Below are 24113 nucleotides of genomic sequence, written 5' to 3' on the forward strand. Positions count from 1 at the left end.
CATCGCGCTCGTCATACTCTGCCTCGGCGGCAACAGACCCACCCTGCCCCGCCGCCAACCCGCATGATCACACCCACAGGTCCAGCAGAAGAGCCGGAAAATCGGGGTTGGGTGCGGTTCGTTCCTTTGAAGGGATGGGCACGACATCAGCTTCCTTGCGAATGATCACGGAGCCTGTCAGGGTCCCGACGTGACCGTACTTCTGGGAGACAAGAACAGGTTCGCCGTTGAGGTCGGGGAATGTGAGCACTCGCTTCGCCGGGTGGACCTGTGGGCCGCGGGAGCAGTGGCTGAGCTGCGACGACAACATGGCGTTCGTGGGTCAGCTCCGCTCTGACGTGGTGGACACGGTGGGGTGGCTGCACTCCGGAGGCGGCTCTCCATTGCCGTTCGACAGCCTGTCTCCGGAAGCCACCCACCTGCGTCTGATGCATCGTGCCGGCGCTGACGACGAGACCGAAGAAGAGTACGAGTTCCGCAGTCAGTTCCGGGTCATGAGCTGGGGTCCCACCATCGACAACGTGACCGCTCATCTCTTCCGTGACGCAGACCGCTTGGTGCTCACTCTTCAGTTCCTGCGCGAGGAACATCTGGACAGGCATCCGGACCATGCAGGCAAGGTCTTCGTGGCGGAGGTTCCGACCGAGGAGTTCGTCGGGATCCTTGAGGGACTTGCGGCTGTACTCGACAGCAGCCAGGATCCGGGCTGCCCGTGCCCGGCTGAACTGCCCGGACACTGACCGGGGCTGCGTTCCTGGCTGTTGGTCCCTACCGTGGTGGTCGAGGAGGGCTGGCGGATGGGCTCACAGCTCCGGGACCTGCTTGACCCGGACGAGAACACGGGCTGGATCTACGGCGATGGGGCGTACGACTGCGTCGACCGCTGAGCGCCCACCGCACTCTGCTTGCCCGCAGTTGGTCCAGTTCAACGTGCCCCGTGGGTCCACCGGGCTGACGCCACGGTCCCGCGCGTAGATCTCCGCTGCTCGCCGGGACCGTCGGCTGACGAGCGCGCGCCTGCCCGGGCCTCGCGATTGATGGCGCGCCTCGATCGTCTGCGGGCGTCATCCAGCCCGTCGGCAGGTCAAGGAAGGAGACTGGCGGCGCGTGTTTGGGCACCACTCACGCCGGGCGTTCGCAGTCCCGGGGCCAACACAAGGAGAGGCCGCGCAGATGACCTCCCCGCGACCTCTCCGGTCGGCAGCCTAGGCACCTGGTGTCCCCAGGGGGCGGTCTGTCCGCGATACGAGCCAGTAATCTCCGGCGGCTGCCCGGTGTTGGCGTCGGGTGAAACCTGGGGCGACATTATCGAGACCCGCAGCGGCTGCTGCCGGCCCGCCTCCACCCGCGCCCAGCACCACCACCACCGGCTGAGGATCACCGAGCTACTCGGCGAGCCGCTCGCGGACCTGGGCCAGAAGCGCACGCTGATCGTCGACCCAGCCACTCGCAGGTTCGAGCACCGCCTTCACCGTCACACGCGAGGTCGCACTGTCATGGACGGTGACCTCGATCCCGCCCCATTCCAGCGGCTTGATCATCAGACCGGGAGATCTGCCCGAGTCCATCCAGGACGCGAAACGGTGTACGGCGAGTGCGTCGAGGGCCTCGCCCCAACGCTCCAGATCGAAAGGCGTCACATAGATGGGATAGCTCCCCGTGACCGTCTGTGTCGTCACCACGATCACGCAGTCGAGCAGCTCGCTGCCGGCCGTGAGCCCCTTGAGGACGCGCACGCTGACGCTGTGACCACTCGTTCCCGGTGGATCGATCAAACAGACAAGATCAACACTCCCCGCCGAGTCTTCCACAGCGTCCTCCCCAGATGACTGCACACAGTGGCCCCGGCGACACCCTCCCACTCCTTCCCCCTGGGGCCAACCGGAGTCGTTCATAGCCCCGCGCTGGACCCGGAGGTTCTGGAGGCTTGGACCTCCCGGTGGACCGGTCGGAGTTGATGCCCCCACGAGACTGGCACGTGCACGACGCGGCTGGTGTGCACGCCGGTTGCTGCAACGCGTTGACCCGGGGGGTTCTGAATGCCCGGCAGATGGGGGTGTGCCCGGGTTCAGTCCATTCATAGATTTACGCATATCTAGTCCGGTGCAATCCGGCCGAACCCCGCTGTGGAGGCTCCTGTGTCCAGCCCGTCCGAGATCCCTGCCGTTCCCGCCGCTGCGCTGAGTGTGCTGCCGGATCCGATTCCTGCCGATGGATGCGTGTACTACGACGCTCCGGGCCGTGAGCTGACGTCCGATGAGCTGGCCGGGGGCTGGAAGCCGAGGTTTCGCGCGTACGTGGTCGAGGACCGAGTGTGGCCGCAGCGCGGTAGCGACGGTGTCCCCATTGCGACGTGGGAGAGCCCGGCAGACGGGCCGGGGACCCTGAACAGCGCGGAACTGGTGGGCACCCTGGCGGGGTTGCAGGCAGTCACCGGGCCCGCGTTGCGGGCCAGGCAGACCGCGGTGGGCGTGCTCTACGTCAGCTGCGGCGAGGGCCGCGCCTGGCGCTACATTCCCACCGCACTGCTGGCCGCGTCCTCGGTCCCGGCGGCGTCCCCTCTCGCGTCGTAGCCCACACGCGCCGGTGACATTCCGGATGGGGCGGTGGTGCGTTGTCCGTCCGGCTGCTGTGAGGGACGCTGCCCGGCCGCCTGGAGGCCGCGGTGCGGGAGGGGGTGGCGCGAAGGTGACCGCCCCCGCCCTCGCTGTCGCGGTTCGGGCAGGGGCGTGTTCAGAGTTTCATGCGTTGCCGCATGCGCTGTTCGTCGATGCGGGCCTGCTGTTCGGCGACCTTGTCCGGATTCCCGTAGAACCGCCACACCCGCACGGTGAGGTAGGTGTCCAGGGCGAGCAGCACCGCCGCGTACACGGCAATCGTGGTCCCCGATGCGTGGCGTGTGAACCCGGTGGCAGCGCATACGGTGACGGAAAGCAGGCTGAATAGGCCGCTTCTGACGGTCTTGCGTGTCTGTTGTGACATGTGGCTTTGTCGGTGAGTGTTGGGTTCTGGCACAGATCTTGGGGAGCGGTCGCAGGGCGTCACCTCGGTGTTCGATTGTGCGGGCTGTGCTCGACTGGGCCCGGGTACGTCCTTAAGATCAAGAGACAGCTCTGCGGACGCGCCGGGTTTCCCCTGCTACAAGCTGATCCTGCTCCAGTGGCCCTTCGCGAGCGACGACGGCAAGAGCACAATGATCACGCGACTGCGTCGAGCGAATCAAGACTGACGGGACAGGCAATGGCCATGAAGCTGGTGCACGGGTTGACCCAGGGAACCGAGCTTGCCCGGCGCTTCGCTACGGACCGCTTCGGCCACTATGGTCCGGCTCCACTCGCTGCGCATGCTGAGCTGATCAACTCTAGGGACGGCCTCTACCAGCGGTTTCTGGCCGGCGAACTGCAGGCGACGGACTTCGACGGCCACGTCGTGGACATCGATGACATGGCCGAGTACGGCGGCGAGGTGCGCTACCTCGACCTCGCGCACGACGGACTTGTAGACAGCTTCGTACTGCAGGGCGACATCGCCTACTACGCCCTCGGGGCGCGGGTGATCGTGCGGTGGGTAGAAGAGTCCGGGCGTGGCCGCAACTACGTAGAGGTCTGGGCCGACCTCGACGACACCGACCGTCCGGTGGTGACCGATCCAGCTCCCAGAGCGGAACAGCATATCCGTCTCGGAAGGTGGCTCGGGGACACATGAACCCTTGCCGCTCGAACAATAAAGTCACTATCAGTAGCAGCTCCACAAGATCTGTGCCAGAACCCAGTTATCACCGACACAGCCAGACATGCCCGCACTGTAGGGCCGTGCGGGGGCTGCGGCGTAGCGCGGTGGACATGTGCGACGAAGCCCCGAAACCGGGGATGATCACCGTAATCCCGCACACGGACACTGCCGCCGCGCTCATGACCGACGCTGGGCGCCGGGAGAACCGCCGCCCCACGAAGCCGGTCGGCCCGCCGGCCCAACCGTCGTCCCGGCACCCTGGTTGGTCGGCTCTTTTCCGCGATTCAGGGGGTGCTGGTGGGTCGGGGGCGTGTGGGCACGTGGTGCGTGGTGGGTGCCGGGCAGGCGGGCAGAGCGGTCACGGTGCTGGGTGGGGTGCTTGCCGTGTGGTGGGGGAGTGCGATGCGGAAGCACCGGTCGTCGTCCTCGCTTCCTGACGTGAACCATCCGGGCACTCGGTAGACCGCGATGACCTGGATGTCGAAGGTCAGGTCTGTGCCGTGGGTCACCGGTTCGAGCACCTGGACTCCCTGCGCCATGAGGCCGCTTGTGATTCCGCTCTGCGCTCTCATGGTGCTCTGCGCGATGCTCGACAGGTCGCTGTCGCTCGGCGTGGAGTGCTGGGCCTGTGTGTCGAGTTGCTGGGCGAAGGATGCGGCCAGGGTGGTGATCTGCTGGTCCGCCTGTCGGTGGTTCGCCTGGGCCTGCCGGGAATCGGACGCATCGCTCCTGACCACACCGCCCACCACGAGCAGCACCAGCGCGCCCAGTACGCCCACGGCGCAGCCGCATCCCCGGCCCGCTTCTCGGTCTGTCATGAAGTCCCCCTGTTCGGCTGCTCGCTGCTCGTGCTGTCTTACCGTCATGGTCGGCCGGCTGTGCCGGATCTGCGGGTGCCCGCGGGGATTTCGGTCCCGAAGGGAGACCCGCAGAGGACCGCGGTCCTGTTCCGGGCGGTCACCAGGGAACGGACCGCAGCCCGTGCGTGAGGCCGTGGGTGAGCCAGAACATCACGGCCACCAGGGTCAGGAGACTGGCCCCCACGGCGATGAAGCCGGCGACGGAGTGACGTGATGGTCGGTGCATGGTCCGCCTCCTTCTCAGGGGTTTGCTGCGGTGAGGGAGTGTGCGCTTGGGGCGGGAGAGGTAGTGGGTGCTGACGGTCCAGGCGAGGAGGGGGCCGTGGGCCTGCCGCGCGCGGTCGGGTGTCATGCCGGCGGGGTCGGTCGAGACTCGCTGGCGCAGGGTGAGCCAGTCGGTGGTCAGTACCCATGGGGCGATCAGATGGTGGCCGGGGATGTCCCAGTCGAGCAGCGCGTGTCCGGTTCCGTCGACGATCAGGTGAGGGCCGGTGCTGTCGGGTTTCGGCTTCGGGGCGCACCGGTCATCGCGGTGGGCATAGAGCGGCAGCGGCGGCAGACGGCCGATGATCTCGGGAATCGCCTGGGCGAAGGGCCTGTGCGTCTCGAAGTAGGCGACGATCCTCAGATGTCCAGTCAGCGCGGCATCGCCTGCGAAGCCGGCGTCCAGGCCCAGGTCGAGCCGGGATCCCCGCGAGCACTGGTCGATCGTCTGCGTGAACACGGGCCGCAGTGAATACGTGTGCGCGATCGATGAGAGCCGGGCCCGGAGCCGGTCCTCCGCTTCGGCACAGGCCCGCCGGGCGGCCCTGGAACGGGCGATGCGCCGCAGCTTCCACGTCGCGGGCACACCGGAGTCGACCCGCAGGGCGATGGCGGAGACCGCAAGCCCTGCCAGCATCCGCTGCGCCTTCACCAGTAGGAACCGCCTGCCGCCCATGGGGCCATGATCCCCGCACCAGAGCACGGCGCGCATGAGTACGCATACTCAGGGCGCCGGTCCAGAACAGGCAGTGAGCACGGGCGCGGGCTGTGCCGGCCCGGCGCCCCCGTGGCCCGGATTTGGGGGTGTGCCGCCCTCCAGCTCGTCGCTAGATTTACGTATATATAAAGGTTTTCGCCGGGTCGGCCCGGCATCTGGCCCGGGCCGCTGTAATGGCCCGCCCGGCTTCTGCTCGCCCGGCCCCTACCTGGCGGTCGGTGTTGTTCCTGTTTGCTGAAAGGTCCTTTGATGGTGGCGCAGATGATCCCCCTGGCCCCTGCCGTGATGCCCGTCCCCGGCCGCTTCTCCGGCGATATGCCGGAGGTGGCCGACCGCGCTCATGTCCGCTTCGCTCGCGCGGCCGACGTGCGCCCAGGAGACCTGATAGTGGGACGGGTGGAGAACCTCGCCGCGTACCCGTACGTCTCCTTCTCCGGAGCGGCGCTCACCGCGGCCCCCGCCCCGCTGGACCCCTCGCACTGCGAGGTCTGCGGGATCTTCCGCGGCGAGCCCTATCTGAACCTGGTGCCGTGCCGCCCGGACACCCTGCACCACCTGACGGTGTGGAGGCCCGCCGACTGGGCCGTGATCGTGCCAGCTGACCGCCTCGACGACCAGATCGGCCGGTTCTACCTGGCCAGCCGGATCACCACCGGCGGCCAGCTCGTCAGCTACAGCGCCCACCGGCTCGGCGACCCCTGCCGGGACTGCGACGAGACCCACGACCCGATGCGCCGCCGCCCCGTCGCCTGCCGGCAACCGCGCCTGCACGCCCAACGGGCCGTCACCAACTGGGACCGCGAGCACGACGCCCGGCACGCCCGGCCCGGCTGCCTGCACGCGGTGCTCGCCCCGATCGCCCGCGACCTCGACACCGCGATCTCCACCGCGAGGACTCAGGCCGTACAGCTGGTCGCCGAGATGCGCGCGCACGGCTCGCTGTAGACCGTTGCGCTCGGCGGCCGCCCGGGCCGGGGCGGCAGCGGCGCCCCGGCTGCTGCTGAGATGTGTCGCTGCTCTTGCTGAGTGTGTGTCACCGGTGGGCCGGGGTGTGTTGTTGTGACGGAGTGCGATGAGTTTGCGAGTCCGGTGCGCGGTCACCGGCCGGCGGCGTCGTCCCGTCGCACCTCGTGAGCGGTGAGATCCTCAGGCCTGCCGAGGAAGGCAGGCGGGCAGTTCACCGGAAGCCGCTCGACGACCATGGCGACTGCTTCGGCCGCATCCCGGGCCGGCCCGACGGTCTGCGTGCGCAGTGGCCCCGAGACCCAGTACCGGCTCCCGGCGCATGGCTGAATGTAGGGAACATCCCAGGTCCATGGATTCTCGGTGCACCGGCTGAAGTGAAGCTCGCCCATGCCGGTCCAAGGGAACAGCTGCCGCAGGCGAGGTTCAGCGTAGGCAGCCTCCAGCAGTTCGGGACGCACCCGTCCGTCATCACGCACCGCCTGCCAGCCAGCCTCAACCCGCTCCAGCAACTCCGGCGTCATTTCCATCCCAGCATGGTGACGCCACCAGCCTGTCGCTGACCAGTGTCGCCCCGTGGTTGAGCCTCGGTGGAGCGGTTGCAAGGCAGGCAGGGCATCAGAAGTGCCAGCAGTAGAGGCCGGCGCCCGTTCGCAACGCGATCGCGGCAAGTCGGGCAACGCCTTGCAGGATCTCCACAGGAGAGTCGTCGGTCATGTCATCGCCGTCCTCGAACCAGAGCCTTTCGCGCCAGCGAGCGGCGAGCTCGCCCAGGACGCTGGGGCTGGCGCCGGCGAGTGCGCTGGTCAAGCCGCGGTCCAGGGCGAACACCCCCGTGCCGTCGTTGACGATTGGAGCGACGTAGCGCGGTCTGCCCCTCATGTAGAGCTCTTCGATGGGCGGGAGCTGGGCAGATGGCGCCTCGAAGTACATCGCCCACTCGACCGTGGCGTCATCTGGAGAGAAGTCATGGCAGGCCAATGGGGTCAGCGCTTCCCCCGGACCCCTGTTGCGCGTTGCGGCGGCGGCGTCGTCATCCGGAGCGACGAAGAAGGCGATATCCACGTCGGCATGATCGCAGCTCTCTTCGCACCGAGTCACTGCCGCACGAGAAGCAAGTCCGTGTCCTCCACTCGAAATCTGTCGTGCTCCGTCACAGCTGTTGGGGGTTTGCTGCCCGCACATCGGTGTCTAGTTTTACGTGTATATCAGGGTTTCGGCGTACGGCCGGAGCCTGTTGCTCTTCCCTTGGAGATGCTGATGAGCACCACTCCCACCACCCCAACTCCCACCACCTCCGCGAACGCGCCCACTGATCCCACCACCTCCGCGAACGCGGCCACTGCTCCCATCGTCCCTGCGAACGCGCCCGCCTCTCCCACGACCCAGACCGGTGCGGCTGTTGTGTCGCCGGGTGTGGTTCTGGCGTGTCTGGGTGAGGTGTTGGCGGCGCGTACCGGGTGGGATGAGCATCCGGACCTGTACCTGCTGGTCGGGGACGAGGCGGGCGGCGTGCGGCTGGAGGTCGTGGAACTACCCGATGAGATGTGGGCCATGGTGCCGACCCCGGTGGTGCCGTTGTTCCTGGCTCACGCGATCGGCCTGGTCCCCGACGCCCGGGGGTTGCTGGGGGTGGCGTTGCGGTACGAGTCGTTCTCGCTGGGCCCGGCGGCGGGTGTGCGGGCGGCGACGGTGCTGCGGCGGCGTGCGCAGGGCACCTGGACGCCGCCGATCGCGGAGATCCCCGGGCGCGTGGAGCAGCGGATCATCACCGCTGTCACGCCGCAGGGGGACGTGTTCATGGTCTTCGCCGACCGGGGCGAGGACGGTACGGCCACGGTGAGCGTCGCCGAGCACCAGGGCCCGGGCGGGTCCCGTTACACGGGCACGGTCATCGACAACCTGGCGCACTGGCTGGGCCACGCGCACTGACGCACCCGCCCGCCGCGCCGCCGCCGTCTGCCGCGCGGTGCCTGCTGCCCGCTGCCTGCGGCGGCGGGCAGCCGTCGGCGTCGTGTCCGACGCCGTATGTGTCAGCTCTCGCCCGCCCACCGTGGGCGGGGGAGACGACGACCGTTGTCCGCTCGCCCAGGGCCCTGGCTGGCCACCGCCTGCTGAGCGCCGCTGAGCAGCACCCGCCTGGCCCGCGCTGCCGCGCTCCGCGTGGGTGGGGCGGCCCGGCCTGGTCCCGCTGCTCCGTACCTCCTCTCTCCTCTTGCCTGCCCTTTCTCTGCCCGTCGCCTGATGACCGTGTGAAGGAGTGTCATGTCCGACCAGTTGGCCGCTGCGGTAGTGCGGTTCCGGGGTGAGCACCCCGCGTGCCTGGACCCGGAGCTGATCTACGACCGGTGCCAGGAGGTGTCGGCGGCGTTCGCCGCGCTACTCGCCGATGTCGGCGTCGCGGCGTCGGTGGTGTCCGGTATGCAGTTCGACGTGCAGCCCGACGGCCGGATCCTGATCCACAGGGGCCACTTCGCGGTCCAGGTCGGCCAGGACGTCTACGACTGGACGGCGCGTCAGTTCGCGCCCGGGGCCCCGGTACCGCAGGTGATGCCGCTGCCCCGGTGGCGTGAGACCTGGAAGCCGCTGCCCGCCGCCCGCTGAGCCCCCGGGGCCGCGCTCATGCCGCCCCGCCCGCCGCCCGCCGCCCTGCGCCCGCCGCCGCCCGCTGGCGCGCCGCCGCCGTGCGCGCACGAGTCCGGTGAGCGACTGAGCAGCCCGGCCTGGAACTCGCGCCGCCCATGGGGGAGATGTACCGCGCGGTGGGCATCACGCCGCCCCGCCGGCCGGGGTTCGGATGGTCCGCGCGCCGTGCCGCGGTCGTCGGTGTTCGGGTCGGGCGGGGCTTGCGGGGTTGGGGGTTTGCCTGCCCGGCCACCGTGTCTAGATTTCCTTATATATCAGGGCTCGGGGCTGTCCCCCGCGTGTCCTGTCCGTGCCAGGCGGCGTGCCCGCCCTGCTTGAAGGAGCTGCATTGTCTGTGAATCTTCGCGCCAGCGCCGTGCGCCTTGCCGGCCTCGCCAGCAAGTGGTCCTACGGCGACTTGTCCGGGCGCGACGGTGCTGCCGCCACCGCTACCGCCATGGCCACCGAAGGCCTGGTCCATGCTGTCCTGGCGCTGGGCGCCGAGGTCCGGGACTGGCGTATGGACGAGCGGATCGACCGGCCGCCGCTGCTCGTGTACCGGGCCGAGTTCAACGGCATCGGCCTGGGCCTCTACACCGGCCGGGAAGCGGCCCGGGACCACTGCCTGGACCTGGCGCGCGCCGAGGGTGCCACCGCGCTGGCCTGGGTCACCGAGGCCGACGAGGACACCGACGAACTCCACGACGCCGCGCAGGCGAGCTGCACCGGATACGCGGTGAGCCCGGTCGAGGTGGCCGAGGCCTACGACCCGGACGCCGACGAGAGCTGACACCACGCGCGGTCATCCGCACCGCCAGGGCCAGACCCCGCCCTTCCCGACGGGAACCGCGGGGCTCCCTGCCCGCTGAGCCCTGCCGCCCGCCGCGCCGCCGCCGGCCACTGGATCGGCCCGAACGCGTCCGCCGGCCTGGAAGGGCGCGAACGGTCCCGGGGTGGGGTGCGAGCAGGCTGCGGGCTGACCGACAAGGCATCCTGAAGCCGTCTCACGGGAAACCCAGTCGACCGCACCCGGCGGGGCTGTCTATGCTGCGCTGCGTGATCCCCGCACTGCGCGTCCGCCGACTCTTCCACACCGTGGAGGCATACCAGGGTGTGGACGTCTTCCCCGCCGTCGTAGAACCGTGGCTGGACGAGCACACTGACGCCGTCCGCGAGGCCCTCGCGCCGCTGGCCGCCTTGGGCGGATGGACGCGGACCGAGTACGAGTTCGGCGATCCCCTGGAGACGGCGTACGCGCTCAGCCGCGTCAGCGACGCACTGATCTACAAGTTCCAGCCGCTGCTGCCGCCGGGCTCTGAGACCCCCTGGGCGCACGACATCCACGAGCCCGAGCGCTGGCCGCGCATCACCTGTGACCAGTACCTGGCTGCCTTCGCCCGGTTCGGCATGGCCCCGATCGGCGACGTCGCGTTCGAGCCGTTCTTCCACGAGGTCGTCCACGTCGAGCAGCACGAGTACCCGGGGGCGCCGGTCGAGATCACCGGAACGCTCTGGCCGGGCCTGACGTTCGGGCAGATGCTGTTCAGCCGCACCGGTGTGACGGTGCGTGCCGGCGCCCGGCACCTGGTCGCGGGCATCGCGGACCGGTCGCCGCTCCACAGCGTGTTCATGCGCCGTTACCGGGACACCTTCGACGGGTCGCTGGGCTGGGGCAGCAACTCGCAGTGGAAGACAGACTTCCGCCGCGACTACCTCACAGACGCCGCCTTCCACTTCGCCATCGACGAGGAACCCGACTCAGACCAGGACATCCACGGCGGGCCCAGGAGGCTGACTCCGCCCGAGCGATCGGACCTGGTGCGGCACCGCTGCTTGACCCGTCCCCTCCAGGATCCGGAAGCCTGGCACAGCGCCAGCCCGGGCGGGCGGCTCACCGTCTGGCGGACCTGATCCACTCGGAGGCCAGGTCCCGCCGTGCCGACATCACGAGTTCAAGTTCAGTACGCACACTGCCGGTAGTAATTCTCGCCCTCTGGAGTGACCTCACGAAGGAAGGTCAACGCCTCGCGGTCGAGGCCAAGGGCAGCCAACAGCACGTCCAAAGCCGCCTCCTGGTCGCCCGAAGCCTTGGCCACCCAGACGTAGACGCCGGGGAGCGGATTGCCAGCCGTGCGACTCAGGGCAAAGTCGATCTTCTGGATGGCGAACATGACTGCTTCGACGTCGCCCAGGTCCTCCCAGCCGTGTTCGACGGTGAGTCGCAGGCGCGCCGCCAACGGCGCCATCGGGATGCTCAGTCCGGCGACCACGTCGAAGGCCCCCCCCGACCGCGTACTCCCACAGGCTCGTCTGGAATGCCGGGTTGGCGTTCCGTCGCCATTCGCCACCCCCTGGGCTCCACGGCGACGGAGCAGGGCCCCACGTCGGGTCCGGTCCCGGTATCTCGATCTCTGCCACGGCTGCCCCCTTCAGTTGCGCGACCTGCATGGCTGTCTCTGGGGTGGAGTAGGTGCGAGGGCCGTGCCGGTGTGCACGGCCCTCGCACCGGGCGTGGGGCGCCCCGTTCCCGCCCTCGTCGTCCGGATCTGCACGTGGTGGTGAGCTGTGCGGTGTGCTCTGTCACCTGTACGCGATGCTGAGCTGCACTGTTGGTGGGGAATCGAACCCCTGCGTTGCTCTTCACGCGCCAGGGGCCGGATAAACCGCCGACCCGCGGTGTGTGCACGCCTCCGTGACGACTACCTGCTTCCCACACCCAGCCTAGGGGGTCAGTCCTCGATCAGGTCGATCTCCCAGTTGGTGCGCTGGATCTGGGTGTCCACCTCGCGGATCTCCCTGGCCAGGACGTCCGCCTGGGCGCGGAGCTCGGCGACCGGCAGAGCGGAGAGGATCCTCAGCTCGGACCGCAGCTGCCGTACGGCTCCGCGCTGGTCGCGTCCCGAGGCGGCGTCGGCGGCCGCGGTGGTCACCGAATGGCGCAGCCGCAGGACGTCCCGGCGGGCGAGGGCGTCGGTAAGAGTGCCACCGCCCTCGATGACCGCAGTGGAGTTGGTCCGGTTGATCTGACGAATCAGCCGCTCCAGCTCGTCCAGCACCTCTCCGGCCTGGGCCAGGACCTCCACCGCATTCTCGGCCGGCTCCTCGCCCTCCTGGTAGCGGGCGCTGCCGACGACACGCGCCCGCAACTGCTCCACCCGCCGCACCGCAGCCGCGCGCTGCGCGAGCGCTTCAGCCAGTTTCACCGCGTCATCACCTGTCCGTCCCACCGTTCGTCCGGTAAGTATGCACGTCGGTGCCTGACGGCGCGGTTCGCGGGGCGGGGCCGGCCGCACTGACCCGGCGTGAGCTGGGCGGGTTCATGGAGCGACCATCAAGGATCTATCGAGCACCTGCGGGAAATCCTCGCTGCGGAGACCATCTGACGGAGCGTGTGACGGCCGTCCCGGGAGCTGGGAGCCCGGGACGGCCGGCCTGCTCATCGCTGTGGCTGCTGGCCATACAGCCTTCGCTCTGCACGCTCTTGCGTCCATGCTCGCGTGTCCACCCCACATGTCCAGCTCAGGCACACCGGGGTACTCGGGCCCGCCGAGGCGGGCCGGGGGCGAGCCGAGACGAACGGGCTCAGTGGAACCGCTGGTAGCTGTCCCCGCCCGAGCACGTGTAGGTGTACAGGAACTTCCCGAGGATCGTCGGATCCCCACCCGCGTCCAGGCACAGCCCCGTCGCGTCGTTCTGGAGCTCCCAGCCGGAGTTGGTGGACTTCTCGTACCACTTCTGGTGGTTGCCCTGGTTGCACGGGATCACGTAGACGTGTCCCATGCCCGTGCCCCACATGGTGGAGTTCGAGTCGCTGTCCAGGCATAGGTCATGGGCGGAACTCACGTTCGTCGACCCGTCCCACGACGTCGCCCACAGCTCGTAGTACAGCCTCCCGCCGAGGGACGGGTCGTACCACTTCTGGTTGCTGCCGTTGTTGCCGGCATCCCACGTGTTTGTGTCGGCGTTGCACGAGGAGTCCGTGGGACACGACGAATCGAGGCCGGCTGACCACACGTACCGGTAGTCGTTGTTGTCCTGCCAGGTTACCGGGCCCGACGGCGGCCACACGCCGGTCGCGGAAGCCGTGCCCGGCTGGATGGTGCCCGCTATCGCGAACGTGAGCGTCATGCTGGCGGCCGCGAGCCAGCGGCGGCTAGTGGACATGGTCCCCCCGTGTCGTCACCTGCTTGATCGGCTCATCATCCCAAGCCGCCGATTGAGCGACAATCGTTTCGGTTGAGCCCGAAGCATCACCCGCGTCCCGCCCCGCCGGCCGTACCGCCGTCCGGGGCCGTGGTGGGGTTGGGGGTGTGCTGGACCGTCCCGTCTCGCTGCCGTCTGGCCTGCCCCAGCCGCGCCCGGCCCGACGGTCCTGCCGCCGGGCCCCTCTCGTGGCTGTCGTGGTGCCGGGGGTTGGGTTGGCTGGCGGGGTTGGGGGTGTGCTGGGTGGGTGTGGGTGGTTCATGGTGTGGGTGTGGCCCGGGTGTTGACCCCTGGAGCCCCACCCCTCCTTTGCGGTGTTCCGCTTCGTGCTGGCCGTGTGCCTGTTGGTGGCGGTACTCCGGTATCCCAGGGGGGGGTGCAGACGCTGCATGGTTTCGGAGGATTTGAAGATGACCCTGATCAGTAGCGAGGACGAGGCGTGGAACGCGGCGGCGCGTACCTTCGGTCAGCCGAACGCCTTCGAGGCGTTCACCGATGGGGAGGGCGTGGTGCTGGGGTGGACGTTCGCGGCGACCACCGGGTCGATGCCCGGTTACGGGTGGGTCCTGGTCGACGGGCGGGTCAGTCCCGCCACGGAGGACTACCGCTCTGGTGCGGAGGAGTACGGGCGATCTGAGGTGTCCGTTCCTGCTGGTCGTTCCCGCTCCGCCGCTTCCCCTGCCGCACCCGCTTCCCCTGCTGCACCCGCTGCTTCTGCTGGCCCTGCTGGTCGGGGTGGTCGGGCTGGTGGGGCTGCTCCTGCTGGTCGGGGTGGCCCCGCTGGTGGGGCTGGCCCTGTTGGTCGGGGGGTGGGTTGGATGCCGGTCAGGTCGGTGTCGGGTTGGGTGCGTGAGTGGTTGGCGGTGGTGGACACGGTGGGTCCTGATGTGGTGGTGCGTCGTGGGTGCGATGCGGTGGTTCGGGCGTGGGGTGGTGACCGGCTGGCGGGGGTGTTGCTGCGGCGGGCGGGGCTGGTGCCGGACCGGGGCCGTTGGGGCGGGGCGGGTGTGGTGCGGGTGCCGCGTGGTGTGACGGGTGGGCAGGAGGAGGTGATGGTGGCTCAGGCGGCGCGGATGCTGCGGGCGTGTCGGATCGGGGTGGATCTGGAGCTGGGTGGTCCGCGTGAGCGGGCGGCGGTGCGTACGGTGGTGTGGATGCAGCAGATCGTGTCGGGCAGTCCGGAGGACGCGGCGGTGCAGGCGCTGGAGGAGTTGCAGGCGTGCGGGGAACTGCCGCCGGTGTTTTTGGTGACCGACCCGGACGGGACCGAGTCGCTGGTGGACACCGCTCCCGGACCGGACACCGACCCCGGCCCCGGCGCCGCTGCGGCCGGGCCGGTCCCCGGGGCCTGACCACTGCCGCCCTGTCTGGGCAGGCCCTGTGCCGTGTCTCTGTTTTACCCGGGGCCTGTTCTGCGTTTCGCCGCGGTGGGCTGGGCGCAGTGCTGTGGGGTGGCGCCCCAGGGCCTCGGCAAAGCGAGGCTTCGTCCGATTTGAGATCATGTGATCCCGAGGAGGGCGAGGGGCCGGTGGGCATCGCGGGCGTTGCGCCGCAGGCCAGCGGCGATGTTGGTGGCGCCGGCGAGGCGGAGGGCGCCGATAGCGAGGTTGCGCCAGGTGGCCATGGCGCGGGGTGCGTTGCCGGTCCGAAGTTGCGAGCCGTCCTCGGCGAAGGTGGTATCTCTCACATGGTGGAGGGATTCGACTGACCAGTGGCCGCGGATCAGGGCCGCAAGCTGGGCGGGGGTCGCCTGGTCGGCGCTCAGGCTGGTGACCGCATAGACGGTGTGCAGTGTGACCTTTCCGGTATTGCGGTGCACGCGGCGCCGCTTGAGCTGAATGGCCTGGCGGGCGCAGGGGAACAGGAGGTTGCTCATGGTGCAGACCTTGATGCGCCGGATCTCGCTGCGGCCGTGGCCAGTGTCACGGGTTCGGCCCTGTAGTGGGATCTCCTTCCAGGGAAGGGCTTTGAGCTGCTGGCAGAGCTTCTTCTGGTTCCCCTTCACGATCACGATGTAGTGCGCCCCGCGTCCGGTCAGGTAGGTGGCGTGGTCGCGCTGGGTGTGGAGTGCGTCGCTGGTGACCACCGCGTCGGCGAGGTCGGCGACGATTTCCAGGAGCGGCTGGTGGCAGGTGATCTCGTTCGTCTTCTCGCCGACGTCGAGCTGGGCCAGGACCAGGCCGCTGGTGTGATCGAGGGCGGCGAGGAGGTGGATCCTGCGGCCGCCTGCGCGGGCGGCTCCGCGCAGGCTCTTGCCGTCGACTGCGATTCCACGCAGGCCGGTGGCCTGCGGTGTTGCCTGGCGGCGGTCGGCAAGCCACTGTCCGACGGCCTTGTCGAGGGCGTCGCCGTCGACGCGGGCCAGAACCCGTCGCAGGGTTGCCTCGCCAGGCACCGGGTAGTGCCCGGTCAGTACATCGACCGGGCCGCCGAGGGCGGCCAGGACAGACTGCGGAGCGTCGGCAGCCCACTCGCTAATCGCCAGGAGCGAGGTCGTGCCGGTCAGCACGGCCGACGCGGCAATCGCGAGGACGTAGACCAAGGCGTGCCGAATCCCGCGCGCGGCTCGCGGATCGGGGACCTTGGCCAGACATTCCAGCAGGCCAGGGCGTTCGGTTGGCTCCACGGGCGGCTGATCGCGGAACCGGTCAAGGACAGGAGGAATCACGGAGGATACAAGCGCAGGCACGGTCTTCCAGCGAGGTCATTGGGCGTAGAGACCTCCGTGATCTTGAAAGCCGTGGCTTCCCTGCGTCCATGACCAGCATGTCCGGCATAGATCGCCAGCAATCGGACCCAGCCTCACTTTGCCAGGGCATGGGGGCAGGGTGACACGGGCTGACCAGATCAACGGGGCCTCGTAGCTGAGCGAAGTTACTCACAACGACGGCGGGCGCCGGTTCCGGCGGTGACGAGTCGCGTCAGAGAGCGCCAGAGTCTGACCTGCCATGCGGGACCCTGCGGCTTGGCCCATCTATCCGGGAAGGCAGGGGGCGCGTAGATGACGTAGGCGTCTGCGACGACGGTCATCAGGAGCGTCGGTGAGGGCCGATCTTGACGGTGGTAACGGGGAGCGGACATGTCTTCAGCCTCACCCCGTACTGACACAGGGTCCAACACCTGTTCTACAGCTACCTACGCAATTCTGTTGTGAATCTTTGTCAGTGGGCGAGAATGAGGCGTGCGCGATGACACTGACCCCCGTCTACTTCGAGCTTTCCTGGCAGTGGCCGAAGAACTGCACTTCACCCGTGCCGCTGCCCGTCTGTTCGTGGCGCAGCAGGCGCTCAGCCGGGACATTCGGCGCTTGGAGCGGATCTGGGGTCGTGACCTGTTCCAGCGTGACACCCGGCACGTCGCCCTCACCCCCGAAGGGCACCGGCTTCTGCCGGCTGTACGCCGGGCCCTGGCCGCGCATGCCGAGCTGGGCCAAGAGCTGGGCAGAACGCCGCGGCCAGGGAGCAGCCAGCCGCTGATCGTGGACGTCGCCAACAGCACGTCCACCGGGTCGCGGCTGCTCACACAGGCCCGAAGGAAAGCTCCTGGCCTGGATTTCGTCGTCCATACCCATAGCGGGCTGGCCGGAGCGGTGCGGGAGATGATGGACGGCAGGCTGGACATTTCATTCGGTCGTGTCGCTGGGTTGCCGCCCGAGGTCCAGGCCGCACTGCAGCATCGGCTGGTCCGCTTCGACCCGCTGGCGGTGCTCATGCCGACCGATCACAAGCTCGCCGCTCTGCCCCAGGTACCGCTGGCCGCGCTGGCCGGCGAGATCCTGTACGCAGCGGCTGGCAACCAGGACACCACCGAATGGACCGACTACGCGCACCAGTTGTGCCTGGGGCGCGGTATCGAACTGGCACCGCCCTACCCCAAGATCGAGGGCGAAGTGGAGTTCAGCCGCACCATGCGCAGACACCAGTGGCTGGTACTGACCAGCGTCAGCTTCATGAGTGTTCCCGGGATGCTGTCGCGACCCCTGACCGACCCGGTTCCCCTCACCCCGGTCTCCATGGTTTGGCGACGCGGCCTGCGCCACCCCGGGGCGAAAGCCCTGGCCGACGCGGCGCGGCATCTGGGCGCTGCCGAGGGATGGCTGGAACGCCCACTCGGTACCTGGCTACCCGAGGCCGACCTGCGTGCCATAAGCCGGAACAACGACAGCACTGAAGCCACCCTGGACAACAAGAAGTAAGCGCTACAAGGGCACGCAGGCCCTGGGCACTCCCGCTGGCGAAACGCTGTGTGATCTCCCTGTGCCATCCCTCCCGGACGGCCCCGCATCGAGCAGTGACTCCACATCTCGGGAGTCGACCTTTGACGATCAAAGAGTCGCCCAAGATCCGCCTTGTCCATCTTGCCCTGCAGCTTCTCCACCGCCAGCCGTCCCCGCGAGGCTGATACCACAATGAATCGGACGCCCAGTGACTTTGCCGAGGCCCTGGGTGGCGCCCCGCCCGGTACGCGAACCACCATCCGGGTACCGGGCGGGCCCTTCCCGCCTCCATTTCAACCCGCAGGCGCGATGAGGCGGGCCCGCCGCGCCGCATCCCCTGCGCTGGGGCGCGTCGGCGTGGGGTGGCCCGGCCTGCCGGCCGGTGCGTGCTTGCTGCTCGCTGGCCGTGGCCGGCACTGGCTGGGGTGGCGGCCCGGGGTCAGTGCCCGCCTGTTCGGGGTACGCATCCGGTCGCGTCGGGGTAGCCGCCGTGGGCCTGGACCTGGAGGTACGGTGAGTTGACCGTGCCGTCCACACACACCGGGAGCAGGTCGATCACGAAGTCGACGCGGCCCGAACCGTCAGGGGTGAGCGTGACGGCGCCGGGAGGGTAGCCGAGGGTTCCGAGCCGGGCTGCTATCTGAGCAAGAGTCGGTTCCGTTGTGCCACTGAGTGGTTGCAGGGCGGCTGTGACCCGGGCGACCTGGGCGCGCCCCGCGCAGCGGTCCTGGCCTTGCAGTGTGTAGGGCGTTCGGAACCCGTTGTTCCCGGCGAAGTCGGGGCCGCTGCCTTCCGGGGTGGGCCCGGTGCCGGTCGGGTCGGGGACGGGTGCCGATGGGGTGGGTGAGGGCGATTCGCCTGGACACAGTGGCTCGGATACCGGCGGTGCCGGTGGAACCGGCGGTGCCGCGTGGACCGGCGGTGCCGGTTGGACCGGCGGTGCCGGGGACTGGGTGAAGTAGTGGCTGGTGATCTCGACGGTGATCACGTGGTCGTGGTGCTGAAATGCCGTGGTGGTCAGTTCCGCCAGCGAGGGAACCCGCAGGTCCCGGAAGACGACCCCGCTCGGGACTGTCCCTGGCGCGGCTGACGGTACACCGCCTGCACCCTGGGGGACTTCGGGGAGGTAGAGCACCGGGACGGTCGGGCGGGCCCAGAAGTCGACCTCCACCGCGAGCCCGTTGTCGTCCCGGTGCGCGAAGAGCACTGTGCTGCCACTGCCGTTCAGAGCCCAGCCCTCGTGGATCAACTGGCCCGAAACCAGCCTGCTCTCCTTCCCCGGGTCGCCGTCGAACGCACCGACCCAGACCACGGAGCGATGGCAGCTGACGGGCTTGAAGGAGGGCCGCTCCCCGAATGCGCTGATCTGATCGTCCGTCTCGCAGTAGTCGTCCACCAACGTGCCCGCGCTGGTGGTCGAGGGCACGGCCGTGCGGAGCCGGCCGAAAGCATCGTCGATCGATGCCGTCGTACCGGTATCGGACTGAACCACGGCCGGCGAGGCGGCGATCCCCTTCACGTCCGGCATCGGCGGGTTGTACTGGTCGTACACGCCGACGCAGAACCGCACCCCGAGCACGCCGACCCCGACAGCGGTGACGATGACGGCCGTCGCGCAGCCGAACCGGCGGTCGCTGCCACGCACACGCTGTGGCGAAGCCGCCCGCACGTCACCAAAGTCCGGCCCTCGCCTCGCCGGGGCCGCCTGCACGGCTACGGCAATCAGCATCACGGACCCGAGCAGGAACTCCCAGCCCAGACCATAGAAGAAGGGCTGACCGAGAGCGCCACCGCCGGACATCAGCCCCAGCCAGGCACACGCCAACGCCGACAGCAGACTCGGCAGCAGCCCCCACAGCAGCCCCCGGCGCAGGAGCAGTGTCCCCAGCGCGCCGATGCCTGCGGGAACCAGCACGACGATACCCAGCACCGCGAACGGCCCCCGCTGCGCAACGAGCACCAGCAGGGCGGTGACCACGGCGACCGACAGCGACTTCGACAGCAAGGTCATCAGGAACCACGGGCCCGACGGCGCGGGGAGCCTCACGCCGGTGACCGCCAGGTAGCAGGCGGGCACCACTGCGGCGGCGAGCACCCAAAGCAGCCACCCGGTCACCGCGCCACCCTCGCCGATCTCGACGAGCAGCGGCACCAGCGGTGCGGTCGCCACCAGTGCCGCAGCCGCGATCGAGCTCCACGTTCTCCAGGACAGTGTCATGCCCAACCCCCGTCGGTTCGGTGCGCTGCGCGACACCGGTGATCCCCGCCCGATCGCAACCGCGGCGGCCACCAGTGGTCAGGCGCGGATCCTGCAATCAACTACCCGGCGATCATGACTGGTTGGCAGCCGCGGCACCTGAGTATCCGTACTCACTTCAGCCCCCGCTCTGTGACGACGCGTACGGGGCACAGCGTGTCCCGGGTCGGCGTGCGGCCCGGTGGTGGGGCGTGGTGCCGGGGGATCTCCGGCCCGGGGGCGGCCGGCCAGGGCGGCGCCGCGCTGACCTGGGGCACTGAAAGACATCGCTGAAGCGTCCGGTGCGTCACTGAAATCTCTCGATGCCCGACAGCGCGGCCTGATTTTGGGGGTGTGCTGCCCTGCCTCTGGGTTTGTAGTTTTACGGATATGTCAGCATGCTGCCGCAGCCCGCGGGGTGTTCTTTGCTGGCTTTTCGGTCTGCTTCCTGGAGTGCTGCGATGATCCGTTCAAAGGTCCCGGTATCCGGTCCCGTGTCCGCCGGTGTCCCCCTCCCTCTCCCTGCCGGTGCCGCTGCCGGTGCCGGTGCCGCCGCCGGCGCCGGTGCTGGTGCCGCTGCTGGTGCCGCTGCCGCTGACGCTGCTGGTGCCGCCGCTGTTGCTGCCGGTGCCGGTGCCGGTGCCGGTGTCGCTGCCGGTGTCCCTGCTGCTGCCGCTGGCGGTGCCGCTGGTGTTGGTGCTGGTTGTGTGGCGGGCCCGGGTGCGGACGGTGTGGTTGATGTGGCTCGGCGGGCGCGGGGGGTGCGGTTTGTGGCGCGGCCCGGTGATCCGGGGGCTGTCGTGGTGTCTTCGCTGTCGTTGTGTATGCGTTCGGCGCTGCTGGCGGCGTTGCTGCTGGAGGAGGGGTCCCAGCAGGTGGTCTACCGTGACCCGGAGCTTTCGGGACCGGTCCGCACGGGCACGCTGTGGGGGCTGGTGGCGCGGGGGCTGGTCGAGCGGCGTGCGCCGGTGGCGGGGGCGGTGCCCGGTGCGGCTCCGGTGCTGGTGCTGACGGGCGCCGGTGCGCGGGCCGGGGCCGTGTTGATGGCGGAGCTGGCGTTCACGCGCCCGGTGGTGTTCCGTGCCTACGCGGCACGGCTGGGGCGGCGCGTGAACCGGTTGACCACGCTGCCCGCGCACGTGCCCGCGTACCGGCACGGCAGCCGCACGGTCACCGGCGAGGACACGGCGCGGACCGTGTGGATGGACCTGGACGAGGCCCGTACCGCGCTGGCCGCGCACCTGCACAACGGCGACCGGGTCACCAGCACCGAACCGGACTTCACCGTGGTGCGGGTGTCGACCACCGCCGGCCGCACCTTCACCATGCACGCCTGACCAGGACCTGCCCCGCCCGGCGCCGCCCCGCCTTCACCGGCGGGGCGGCGCCGGGGGACCTGCCGCGCCCTCGCGCCCCGCCCTCGGCCGCCGGCCGCCCTCGCGCCCGTCCCCCCCGGTCGCCCTCGCGCCCGTCCCCGCCCCCGGCCGCCGTCCGCCCGCCCCCGCCCCCGGCCGCTGTCCGCCCTCCTGGACCGGCTTCCACCCCCGCCCTGCTGTTCGGGGTCGCCAGGACCTGTCGGCGGGTGGCCTACCGATGGGCGGGGCGGTGTCCGAACAGGTGCAGCCTGCCCGGGTGGCCATCGGCGTCCGGTTCGGGCCGGTGGGCGTCGCCGGGTGGGGCGTCGCCTCGCGCCTGCGCCGTCTGGGCGCGGGCGGTGTCACGCTGGTCGATCAGGTCGTCGCGCTGCTTGCCGGCGGCGGCTGTCTCGCGGCGCGACTGCGTGAGTCCGTGGCGTGCGGTGCGGCCGCGGCGTGCGGTGCGGCGCGCGCCGGCCAGCAGCAGGCTCAGCCCGAGCAGTGCCACGGCGCCGACGATGATGCCGTAGAGGAAGAGCGTGCCGGTGGAGCCGGTCACGTGGTAGCCGAAGACCGCGAAGCCGTGGGGCAGGGCGTGCGCGCTTCCGGTGTTGGTGAGGACACCGGCCACGCCGACGACCACTGCGGCGACCAGGAGGATGAGCCCAAGAATCACGATCATGACGCGCTCCGAGGATTGCCTGTCCTTCTCAGCCTGCGCCTGCCGGCATGCGAAAGCCAGCGCGCGGGCAGCACGGCGAAACATCGAGGCCACCGGGCCTCGGATTCGGGCACGCCACTGATTCGAGCGGGCCTGCCAGGAAGCGTCACGGTCGTGACGCTTCCTGGCGCCACCCTGCATGAACATGGCCCCGGGCCCAGACAACGAGTGCTGCCGCTGGAGGTGCGCCTCACTCGTGTGGGGGACTGCGCCCACCGGCCCGCGGCGGTAGGTATTCGGGATGACGTCCCGAGGCGATGTGCTGCTGAATGTGTCCCAGGTGATCGCGTATCTCGTGACGGCGGTCCGCCGTGGTGACGCCCGGGGAATCGAGGAGCTACTGGGCCGGTTCAGCCTGCTGGCCGAAATCGAGGACTTGATGGCGTTGCGGGCCGCGTTGGACGATGGCCTGCACCGCGCAGGGCCCGCCCCCGTCCAGGACAGCGGGCACTCAGGGGTTTGTGTTCGGGCGGGGTTGGCTGACTCCACGTACCTGTCCAAGGGGCGCTGCCCGTCAGCCGACGTCGCGCCGCGGCTATCGCTTGTGTACTCAACTCCGGGCCGGGCAGAGGCATCGGCCGCAGCGCACCAGCCGCTGCGGGCGGGGGTCGCGCAGGAGGTCGCCGCTTCGCTCGCGCACCTGCTGGACGCCGCGACCTGACAAAGGTCTCCCCCCCGGTCGCGTGAGGCTGGATACTGCTCAGGCTCAGTCGTGATCACCTGGAGGACAGATGGCCCGGAGCGCATTGCGTGGACCAATCTCGGGAGAGAAACGCCTGGGGTCCAGCCGGAAGGACAAGACCCGCATATTGGCGGTAGTTTCCGGCGTTTTTGTGCTTGTCTGTGGACTGTTCGAGTGGCGGACTCTAGCCGGCGGGGGCGCGTGGTGGCTCAGCCCAGTGCTGCTCACGGCGTGCTATCTCATGATCTTGCCATTCATGTTCACCTCGTTTCTGCCGGTCTTCGGCTCGACACTCTTAACTGCCACGGGAGTTGACCTGCAGCTGGTGTGGCGGCGTGGCCACGTGCCGTGGTCAGAGATCGCGGCAGTCGAGGCTCAGCGCCGATCGGGACGTGGCGGAGCCTGGTACGTGGCACGGCTTCGCACCACCTCGGGCAAACGGCACATACTTCGCGGAATGCTTGGGGCGTCGAGCGACGTGGCTTCGAACTCGTTCTGGGCTGACCTGGAGTTGGTGCGCTCCGAATGGGAGCGTGCGACCGGCCGCACCGAACCGGTGCAGAAGTTCGAGTAGGCCGGCTACCTGGACGAGTTGCTCCGAAGTGCTCAGTGATCGAAGGCGATCAGTGAGCGGGCGGCCGGGCTCCATGGCCCACGTCGGGCGCGAGGAGATCCGCACACCCATGAAGCTGATCGCCCCGATGGCTCGGTCGTCGTTCCGGCCGGTTGGTCGGCGTCTTCGCCGTCATTCAAGGGGTGCTGGTGGGGCGCGGACCTGTGAGCACGTGGAGCGTGTGGAATGCCGGGCAGGCGGGCGGCGCGGCAAGAATGCTGGGTCCGGCGCCAGCCGTGTGGCGAGGGAGTTGTGGTCGTCCCGTTTGGTGGTATGCGCGTGGTGTCACGGGCGGGCAGGAGGAGGTGATGGTGGCTCAGGCGGCGCGGATGCTGCGGGCGTGCCGGATCGGGGTGGATCTGGAGCTGGGTGGTCCGCGTGAGCGGTCGGCGGTGCGCACGGTGGTGTGGATGCAGCAGTTCGTGTCGGGCAGTCCCGAGGACGCGGCGGTGCAGGCGCTGGAGGAGTTGCAGGCGTGCGGGGAACTGCCGCCGGTGCTTTTGGTGACCGACCCGGACGGGACCGGGTCGCTGGTGGACACCGCTCCGGGACCGGACACCGACCCCGGCCCGGGCACCGCTGCGGCCGGGCCGATCCCCGCCGCCCGCCGCCCTGGGAACACGGAACCCGGCCACGCCCCCTTGTCCTCCAGCTGCCCGGGCAAGGCATCGGGATGCCCGGAGTCAACGCTGAACTTCTCCGGCGACAGGCCCTCGTAGAGGTCCGCGAGACGCGCCGGCCAGAACGCGGGATCGGCCAGCAGCGACGGTCCGTCCACAGTGGGAGACGAGTGGATCGAGCGGCTCAGGAAAGGGGGTGGACAAGGGTTAGGGGGCTTCCCCCCAATCGGTGGACATCACGGACACTGGATCTCGTGGATTCAGAGGAAGAGATGGCACCGATGGTGCACAAGTACTACTCAGCG

Annotated in this window: 26 protein-coding genes; 14 read left to right on the forward strand and 12 right to left on the reverse strand. The window is 69.4% G+C overall.

The window, feature by feature from the left end; translation table 11 throughout:
• The first annotated feature begins 242 nt into the window (after positions 1-242).
• Positions 243-740: a hypothetical protein gene (locus ABH925_RS35800; RefSeq protein ID WP_370155419.1), complete on the forward strand. Its 498-nt coding sequence runs from the start codon at positions 243-245 to the stop codon at positions 738-740.
• A gap of 645 nt (positions 741-1385) precedes the next feature.
• Here the strand turns inward: ABH925_RS35800 and ABH925_RS35805 are convergent.
• On the reverse strand, positions 1386-2093 hold the full coding sequence (locus ABH925_RS35805; RefSeq protein WP_370155421.1) for a DUF5959 family protein: 708 nt from the start codon (positions 2091-2093) through the stop codon (positions 1386-1388).
• Positions 2094-2219: 126 nt separating this feature from the next.
• Here ABH925_RS35805 and ABH925_RS35810 point away from each other — a divergent pair, with 126 nt between their 5' ends.
• The gene (locus ABH925_RS35810; protein ID WP_370155424.1) at positions 2220-2573 is read left to right on the forward strand and encodes a hypothetical protein; all 354 of its coding nucleotides are present in this window, start codon (positions 2220-2222) and stop codon (positions 2571-2573) included.
• Between the two features lie 160 nt (positions 2574-2733).
• Here ABH925_RS35810 and ABH925_RS35815 read toward each other — a convergent pair whose 3' ends face one another.
• Positions 2734-2982: a hypothetical protein gene (locus tag ABH925_RS35815; RefSeq protein ID WP_370155426.1), complete on the reverse strand. Its 249-nt coding sequence runs from the start codon at positions 2980-2982 to the stop codon at positions 2734-2736.
• A gap of 258 nt (positions 2983-3240) precedes the next feature.
• Between ABH925_RS35815 and ABH925_RS35820 the strand changes: the two genes are divergently transcribed.
• Positions 3241-3705, forward strand: coding sequence for a hypothetical protein (locus ABH925_RS35820; protein ID WP_370155428.1), 465 nt, complete (start codon positions 3241-3243; stop codon positions 3703-3705).
• A gap of 311 nt (positions 3706-4016) precedes the next feature.
• Here ABH925_RS35820 and ABH925_RS35825 read toward each other — a convergent pair whose 3' ends face one another.
• Entirely contained in the window at positions 4017-4550 is a 534-nt protein-coding gene (locus ABH925_RS35825) for a hypothetical protein (RefSeq protein ID WP_370155431.1), read from the reverse strand.
• A gap of 139 nt (positions 4551-4689) precedes the next feature.
• Entirely contained in the window at positions 4690-5532 is an 843-nt protein-coding gene (locus ABH925_RS35830) for a hypothetical protein (protein ID WP_370155433.1), read from the reverse strand.
• A gap of 291 nt (positions 5533-5823) precedes the next feature.
• Here ABH925_RS35830 and ABH925_RS35835 point away from each other — a divergent pair, with 291 nt between their 5' ends.
• Positions 5824-6519 (forward strand): hypothetical protein, encoded by a 696-nt coding sequence (locus ABH925_RS35835; RefSeq protein WP_370155436.1) that lies wholly within the window; start codon positions 5824-5826, stop codon positions 6517-6519.
• A gap of 152 nt (positions 6520-6671) precedes the next feature.
• On the opposite strand, the gene ABH925_RS35840 is transcribed toward ABH925_RS35835, so the two are convergent.
• Positions 6672-7067 carry a DUF6193 family natural product biosynthesis protein gene (locus ABH925_RS35840; protein WP_370155437.1) on the reverse strand — a complete coding sequence of 132 codons (396 nt, stop codon included), beginning with the start codon at positions 7065-7067 and terminating at the stop codon, positions 6672-6674.
• An 88-nt stretch (positions 7068-7155) separates the two neighbouring features.
• Positions 7156-7602: a hypothetical protein gene (locus ABH925_RS35845; RefSeq protein ID WP_370155439.1), complete on the reverse strand. Its 447-nt coding sequence runs from the start codon at positions 7600-7602 to the stop codon at positions 7156-7158.
• Between the two features lie 195 nt (positions 7603-7797).
• Between ABH925_RS35845 and ABH925_RS35850 the strand changes: the two genes are divergently transcribed.
• From ABH925_RS35850 to ABH925_RS35865, 4 genes are all read left to right on the forward strand, one after another.
• Positions 7798-8469 (forward strand): hypothetical protein, encoded by a 672-nt coding sequence (locus tag ABH925_RS35850; RefSeq protein ID WP_370155441.1) that lies wholly within the window; start codon positions 7798-7800, stop codon positions 8467-8469.
• 333 nt (positions 8470-8802) lie between these two features.
• A complete protein-coding gene (locus ABH925_RS35855; protein WP_370155443.1) occupies positions 8803-9141 on the forward strand; it encodes a hypothetical protein in 339 nt (112 codons plus the stop codon).
• Positions 9142-9517: 376 nt separating this feature from the next.
• The gene (locus ABH925_RS35860; protein ID WP_370155445.1) at positions 9518-9952 is read left to right on the forward strand and encodes a hypothetical protein; all 435 of its coding nucleotides are present in this window, start codon (positions 9518-9520) and stop codon (positions 9950-9952) included.
• A gap of 266 nt (positions 9953-10218) precedes the next feature.
• A complete protein-coding gene (locus tag ABH925_RS35865; RefSeq protein WP_370155446.1) occupies positions 10219-11073 on the forward strand; it encodes a hypothetical protein in 855 nt (284 codons plus the stop codon).
• A 47-nt stretch (positions 11074-11120) separates the two neighbouring features.
• On the opposite strand, the gene ABH925_RS35870 is transcribed toward ABH925_RS35865, so the two are convergent.
• The 3 genes from ABH925_RS35870 to ABH925_RS35880 form a co-directional block, all read right to left on the reverse strand.
• Positions 11121-11432 carry a hypothetical protein gene (locus ABH925_RS35870; protein WP_370155449.1) on the reverse strand — a complete coding sequence of 104 codons (312 nt, stop codon included), beginning with the start codon at positions 11430-11432 and terminating at the stop codon, positions 11121-11123.
• A gap of 459 nt (positions 11433-11891) precedes the next feature.
• The gene (locus tag ABH925_RS35875) at positions 11892-12365 is read right to left on the reverse strand and encodes a DIP1984 family protein (RefSeq protein WP_370155451.1); all 474 of its coding nucleotides are present in this window, start codon (positions 12363-12365) and stop codon (positions 11892-11894) included.
• Positions 12366-12744: 379 nt separating this feature from the next.
• Positions 12745-13326: a ricin-type beta-trefoil lectin domain protein gene (locus ABH925_RS35880; protein ID WP_370155453.1), complete on the reverse strand. Its 582-nt coding sequence runs from the start codon at positions 13324-13326 to the stop codon at positions 12745-12747.
• 1091 nt (positions 13327-14417) lie between these two features.
• Here ABH925_RS35880 and ABH925_RS35885 point away from each other — a divergent pair.
• The gene (locus tag ABH925_RS35885; RefSeq protein WP_370155455.1) at positions 14418-14717 is read left to right on the forward strand and encodes a hypothetical protein; all 300 of its coding nucleotides are present in this window, start codon (positions 14418-14420) and stop codon (positions 14715-14717) included.
• Between the two features lie 146 nt (positions 14718-14863).
• Here ABH925_RS35885 and ABH925_RS35890 read toward each other — a convergent pair whose 3' ends face one another.
• Positions 14864-16054 (reverse strand): ISAs1 family transposase, encoded by a 1191-nt coding sequence (locus tag ABH925_RS35890; RefSeq protein ID WP_370155457.1) that lies wholly within the window; start codon positions 16052-16054, stop codon positions 14864-14866.
• Positions 16055-16546: 492 nt separating this feature from the next.
• Here ABH925_RS35890 and ABH925_RS35895 point away from each other — a divergent pair, with 492 nt between their 5' ends.
• Positions 16547-17560: a LysR family transcriptional regulator gene (locus ABH925_RS35895; protein ID WP_370155460.1), complete on the forward strand. Its 1014-nt coding sequence runs from the start codon at positions 16547-16549 to the stop codon at positions 17558-17560.
• Between the two features lie 460 nt (positions 17561-18020).
• Here ABH925_RS35895 and ABH925_RS35900 read toward each other — a convergent pair whose 3' ends face one another.
• Positions 18021-19799, reverse strand: coding sequence for a hypothetical protein (locus ABH925_RS35900; protein WP_370155461.1), 1779 nt, complete (start codon positions 19797-19799; stop codon positions 18021-18023).
• Between the two features lie 842 nt (positions 19800-20641).
• On the opposite strand from ABH925_RS35900, the gene ABH925_RS35905 reads away from it, so the two are divergent.
• Positions 20642-21154: a hypothetical protein gene (locus ABH925_RS35905; RefSeq protein WP_370155463.1), complete on the forward strand. Its 513-nt coding sequence runs from the start codon at positions 20642-20644 to the stop codon at positions 21152-21154.
• Positions 21155-21404: 250 nt separating this feature from the next.
• Here the strand turns inward: ABH925_RS35905 and ABH925_RS35910 are convergent, their stop codons facing one another.
• Complete coding sequence (locus ABH925_RS35910; RefSeq protein ID WP_370155465.1) at positions 21405-21854, reverse strand: hypothetical protein; 450 nt, start codon at positions 21852-21854, stop codon at positions 21405-21407.
• A 280-nt stretch (positions 21855-22134) separates the two neighbouring features.
• Between ABH925_RS35910 and ABH925_RS35915 the strand changes: the two genes are divergently transcribed.
• The 3 genes from ABH925_RS35915 to ABH925_RS35925 all read left to right on the forward strand — a co-directional run bounded on the left by ABH925_RS35915 (position 22135) and on the right by ABH925_RS35925 (position 23907).
• Positions 22135-22554 carry a hypothetical protein gene (locus ABH925_RS35915; RefSeq protein WP_370155467.1) on the forward strand — a complete coding sequence of 140 codons (420 nt, stop codon included), beginning with the start codon at positions 22135-22137 and terminating at the stop codon, positions 22552-22554.
• A gap of 277 nt (positions 22555-22831) precedes the next feature.
• Positions 22832-23149 carry a PH domain-containing protein gene (locus tag ABH925_RS35920; RefSeq protein ID WP_370155469.1) on the forward strand — a complete coding sequence of 106 codons (318 nt, stop codon included), beginning with the start codon at positions 22832-22834 and terminating at the stop codon, positions 23147-23149.
• Positions 23150-23496: 347 nt separating this feature from the next.
• Complete coding sequence (locus ABH925_RS35925; RefSeq protein ID WP_370155472.1) at positions 23497-23907, forward strand: hypothetical protein; 411 nt, start codon at positions 23497-23499, stop codon at positions 23905-23907.
• Positions 23908-24113: the final 206 nt, after the last annotated feature.

Origin of the sequence: Streptacidiphilus sp. EB129 (genome assembly GCF_041262645.1) — a bacterium.
Taxonomy (GTDB): Bacteria; Actinomycetota; Actinomycetes; order Streptomycetales; family Streptomycetaceae; genus Streptacidiphilus.

Excerpts from the sequence above, each read along its gene's own strand:
- ABH925_RS35805 (WP_370155421.1), bottom strand. The coding sequence starts at position 2,093 with ATGCGTAAATCTATGAATGGACTGAACCCGGGCACACCCCCATCTGCC.
- ABH925_RS35815 (WP_370155426.1), bottom strand. The coding sequence starts at position 2,982 with ATGTCACAACAGACACGCAAGACCGTCAGAAGCGGCCTATTCAGCCTG.
- ABH925_RS35820 (WP_370155428.1), top strand. The coding sequence starts at position 3,241 with ATGGCCATGAAGCTGGTGCACGGGTTGACCCAGGGAACCGAGCTTGCC.
- ABH925_RS35825 (WP_370155431.1), bottom strand. The coding sequence starts at position 4,550 with ATGACAGACCGAGAAGCGGGCCGGGGATGCGGCTGCGCCGTGGGCGTA.
- ABH925_RS35830 (WP_370155433.1), bottom strand. The coding sequence starts at position 5,532 with ATGGGCGGCAGGCGGTTCCTACTGGTGAAGGCGCAGCGGATGCTGGCA.
- ABH925_RS35835 (WP_370155436.1), top strand. The coding sequence starts at position 5,824 with ATGGTGGCGCAGATGATCCCCCTGGCCCCTGCCGTGATGCCCGTCCCC.
- ABH925_RS35840 (WP_370155437.1), bottom strand. The coding sequence starts at position 7,067 with ATGGAAATGACGCCGGAGTTGCTGGAGCGGGTTGAGGCTGGCTGGCAG.
- ABH925_RS35850 (WP_370155441.1), top strand. The coding sequence starts at position 7,798 with ATGAGCACCACTCCCACCACCCCAACTCCCACCACCTCCGCGAACGCG.
- ABH925_RS35855 (WP_370155443.1), top strand. The coding sequence starts at position 8,803 with ATGTCCGACCAGTTGGCCGCTGCGGTAGTGCGGTTCCGGGGTGAGCAC.
- ABH925_RS35880 (WP_370155453.1), bottom strand. The coding sequence starts at position 13,326 with ATGTCCACTAGCCGCCGCTGGCTCGCGGCCGCCAGCATGACGCTCACG.
- ABH925_RS35885 (WP_370155455.1), top strand. The coding sequence starts at position 14,418 with ATGGTGGCTCAGGCGGCGCGGATGCTGCGGGCGTGTCGGATCGGGGTG.
- ABH925_RS35900 (WP_370155461.1), bottom strand. The coding sequence starts at position 19,799 with ATGACACTGTCCTGGAGAACGTGGAGCTCGATCGCGGCTGCGGCACTG.
- ABH925_RS35905 (WP_370155463.1), top strand. The coding sequence starts at position 20,642 with ATGCGTTCGGCGCTGCTGGCGGCGTTGCTGCTGGAGGAGGGGTCCCAG.
- ABH925_RS35910 (WP_370155465.1), bottom strand. The coding sequence starts at position 21,854 with ATGATCGTGATTCTTGGGCTCATCCTCCTGGTCGCCGCAGTGGTCGTC.
- ABH925_RS35915 (WP_370155467.1), top strand. The coding sequence starts at position 22,135 with ATGACGTCCCGAGGCGATGTGCTGCTGAATGTGTCCCAGGTGATCGCG.
- ABH925_RS35920 (WP_370155469.1), top strand. The coding sequence starts at position 22,832 with ATGTTCACCTCGTTTCTGCCGGTCTTCGGCTCGACACTCTTAACTGCC.
- ABH925_RS35925 (WP_370155472.1), top strand. The coding sequence starts at position 23,497 with ATGGTGGCTCAGGCGGCGCGGATGCTGCGGGCGTGCCGGATCGGGGTG.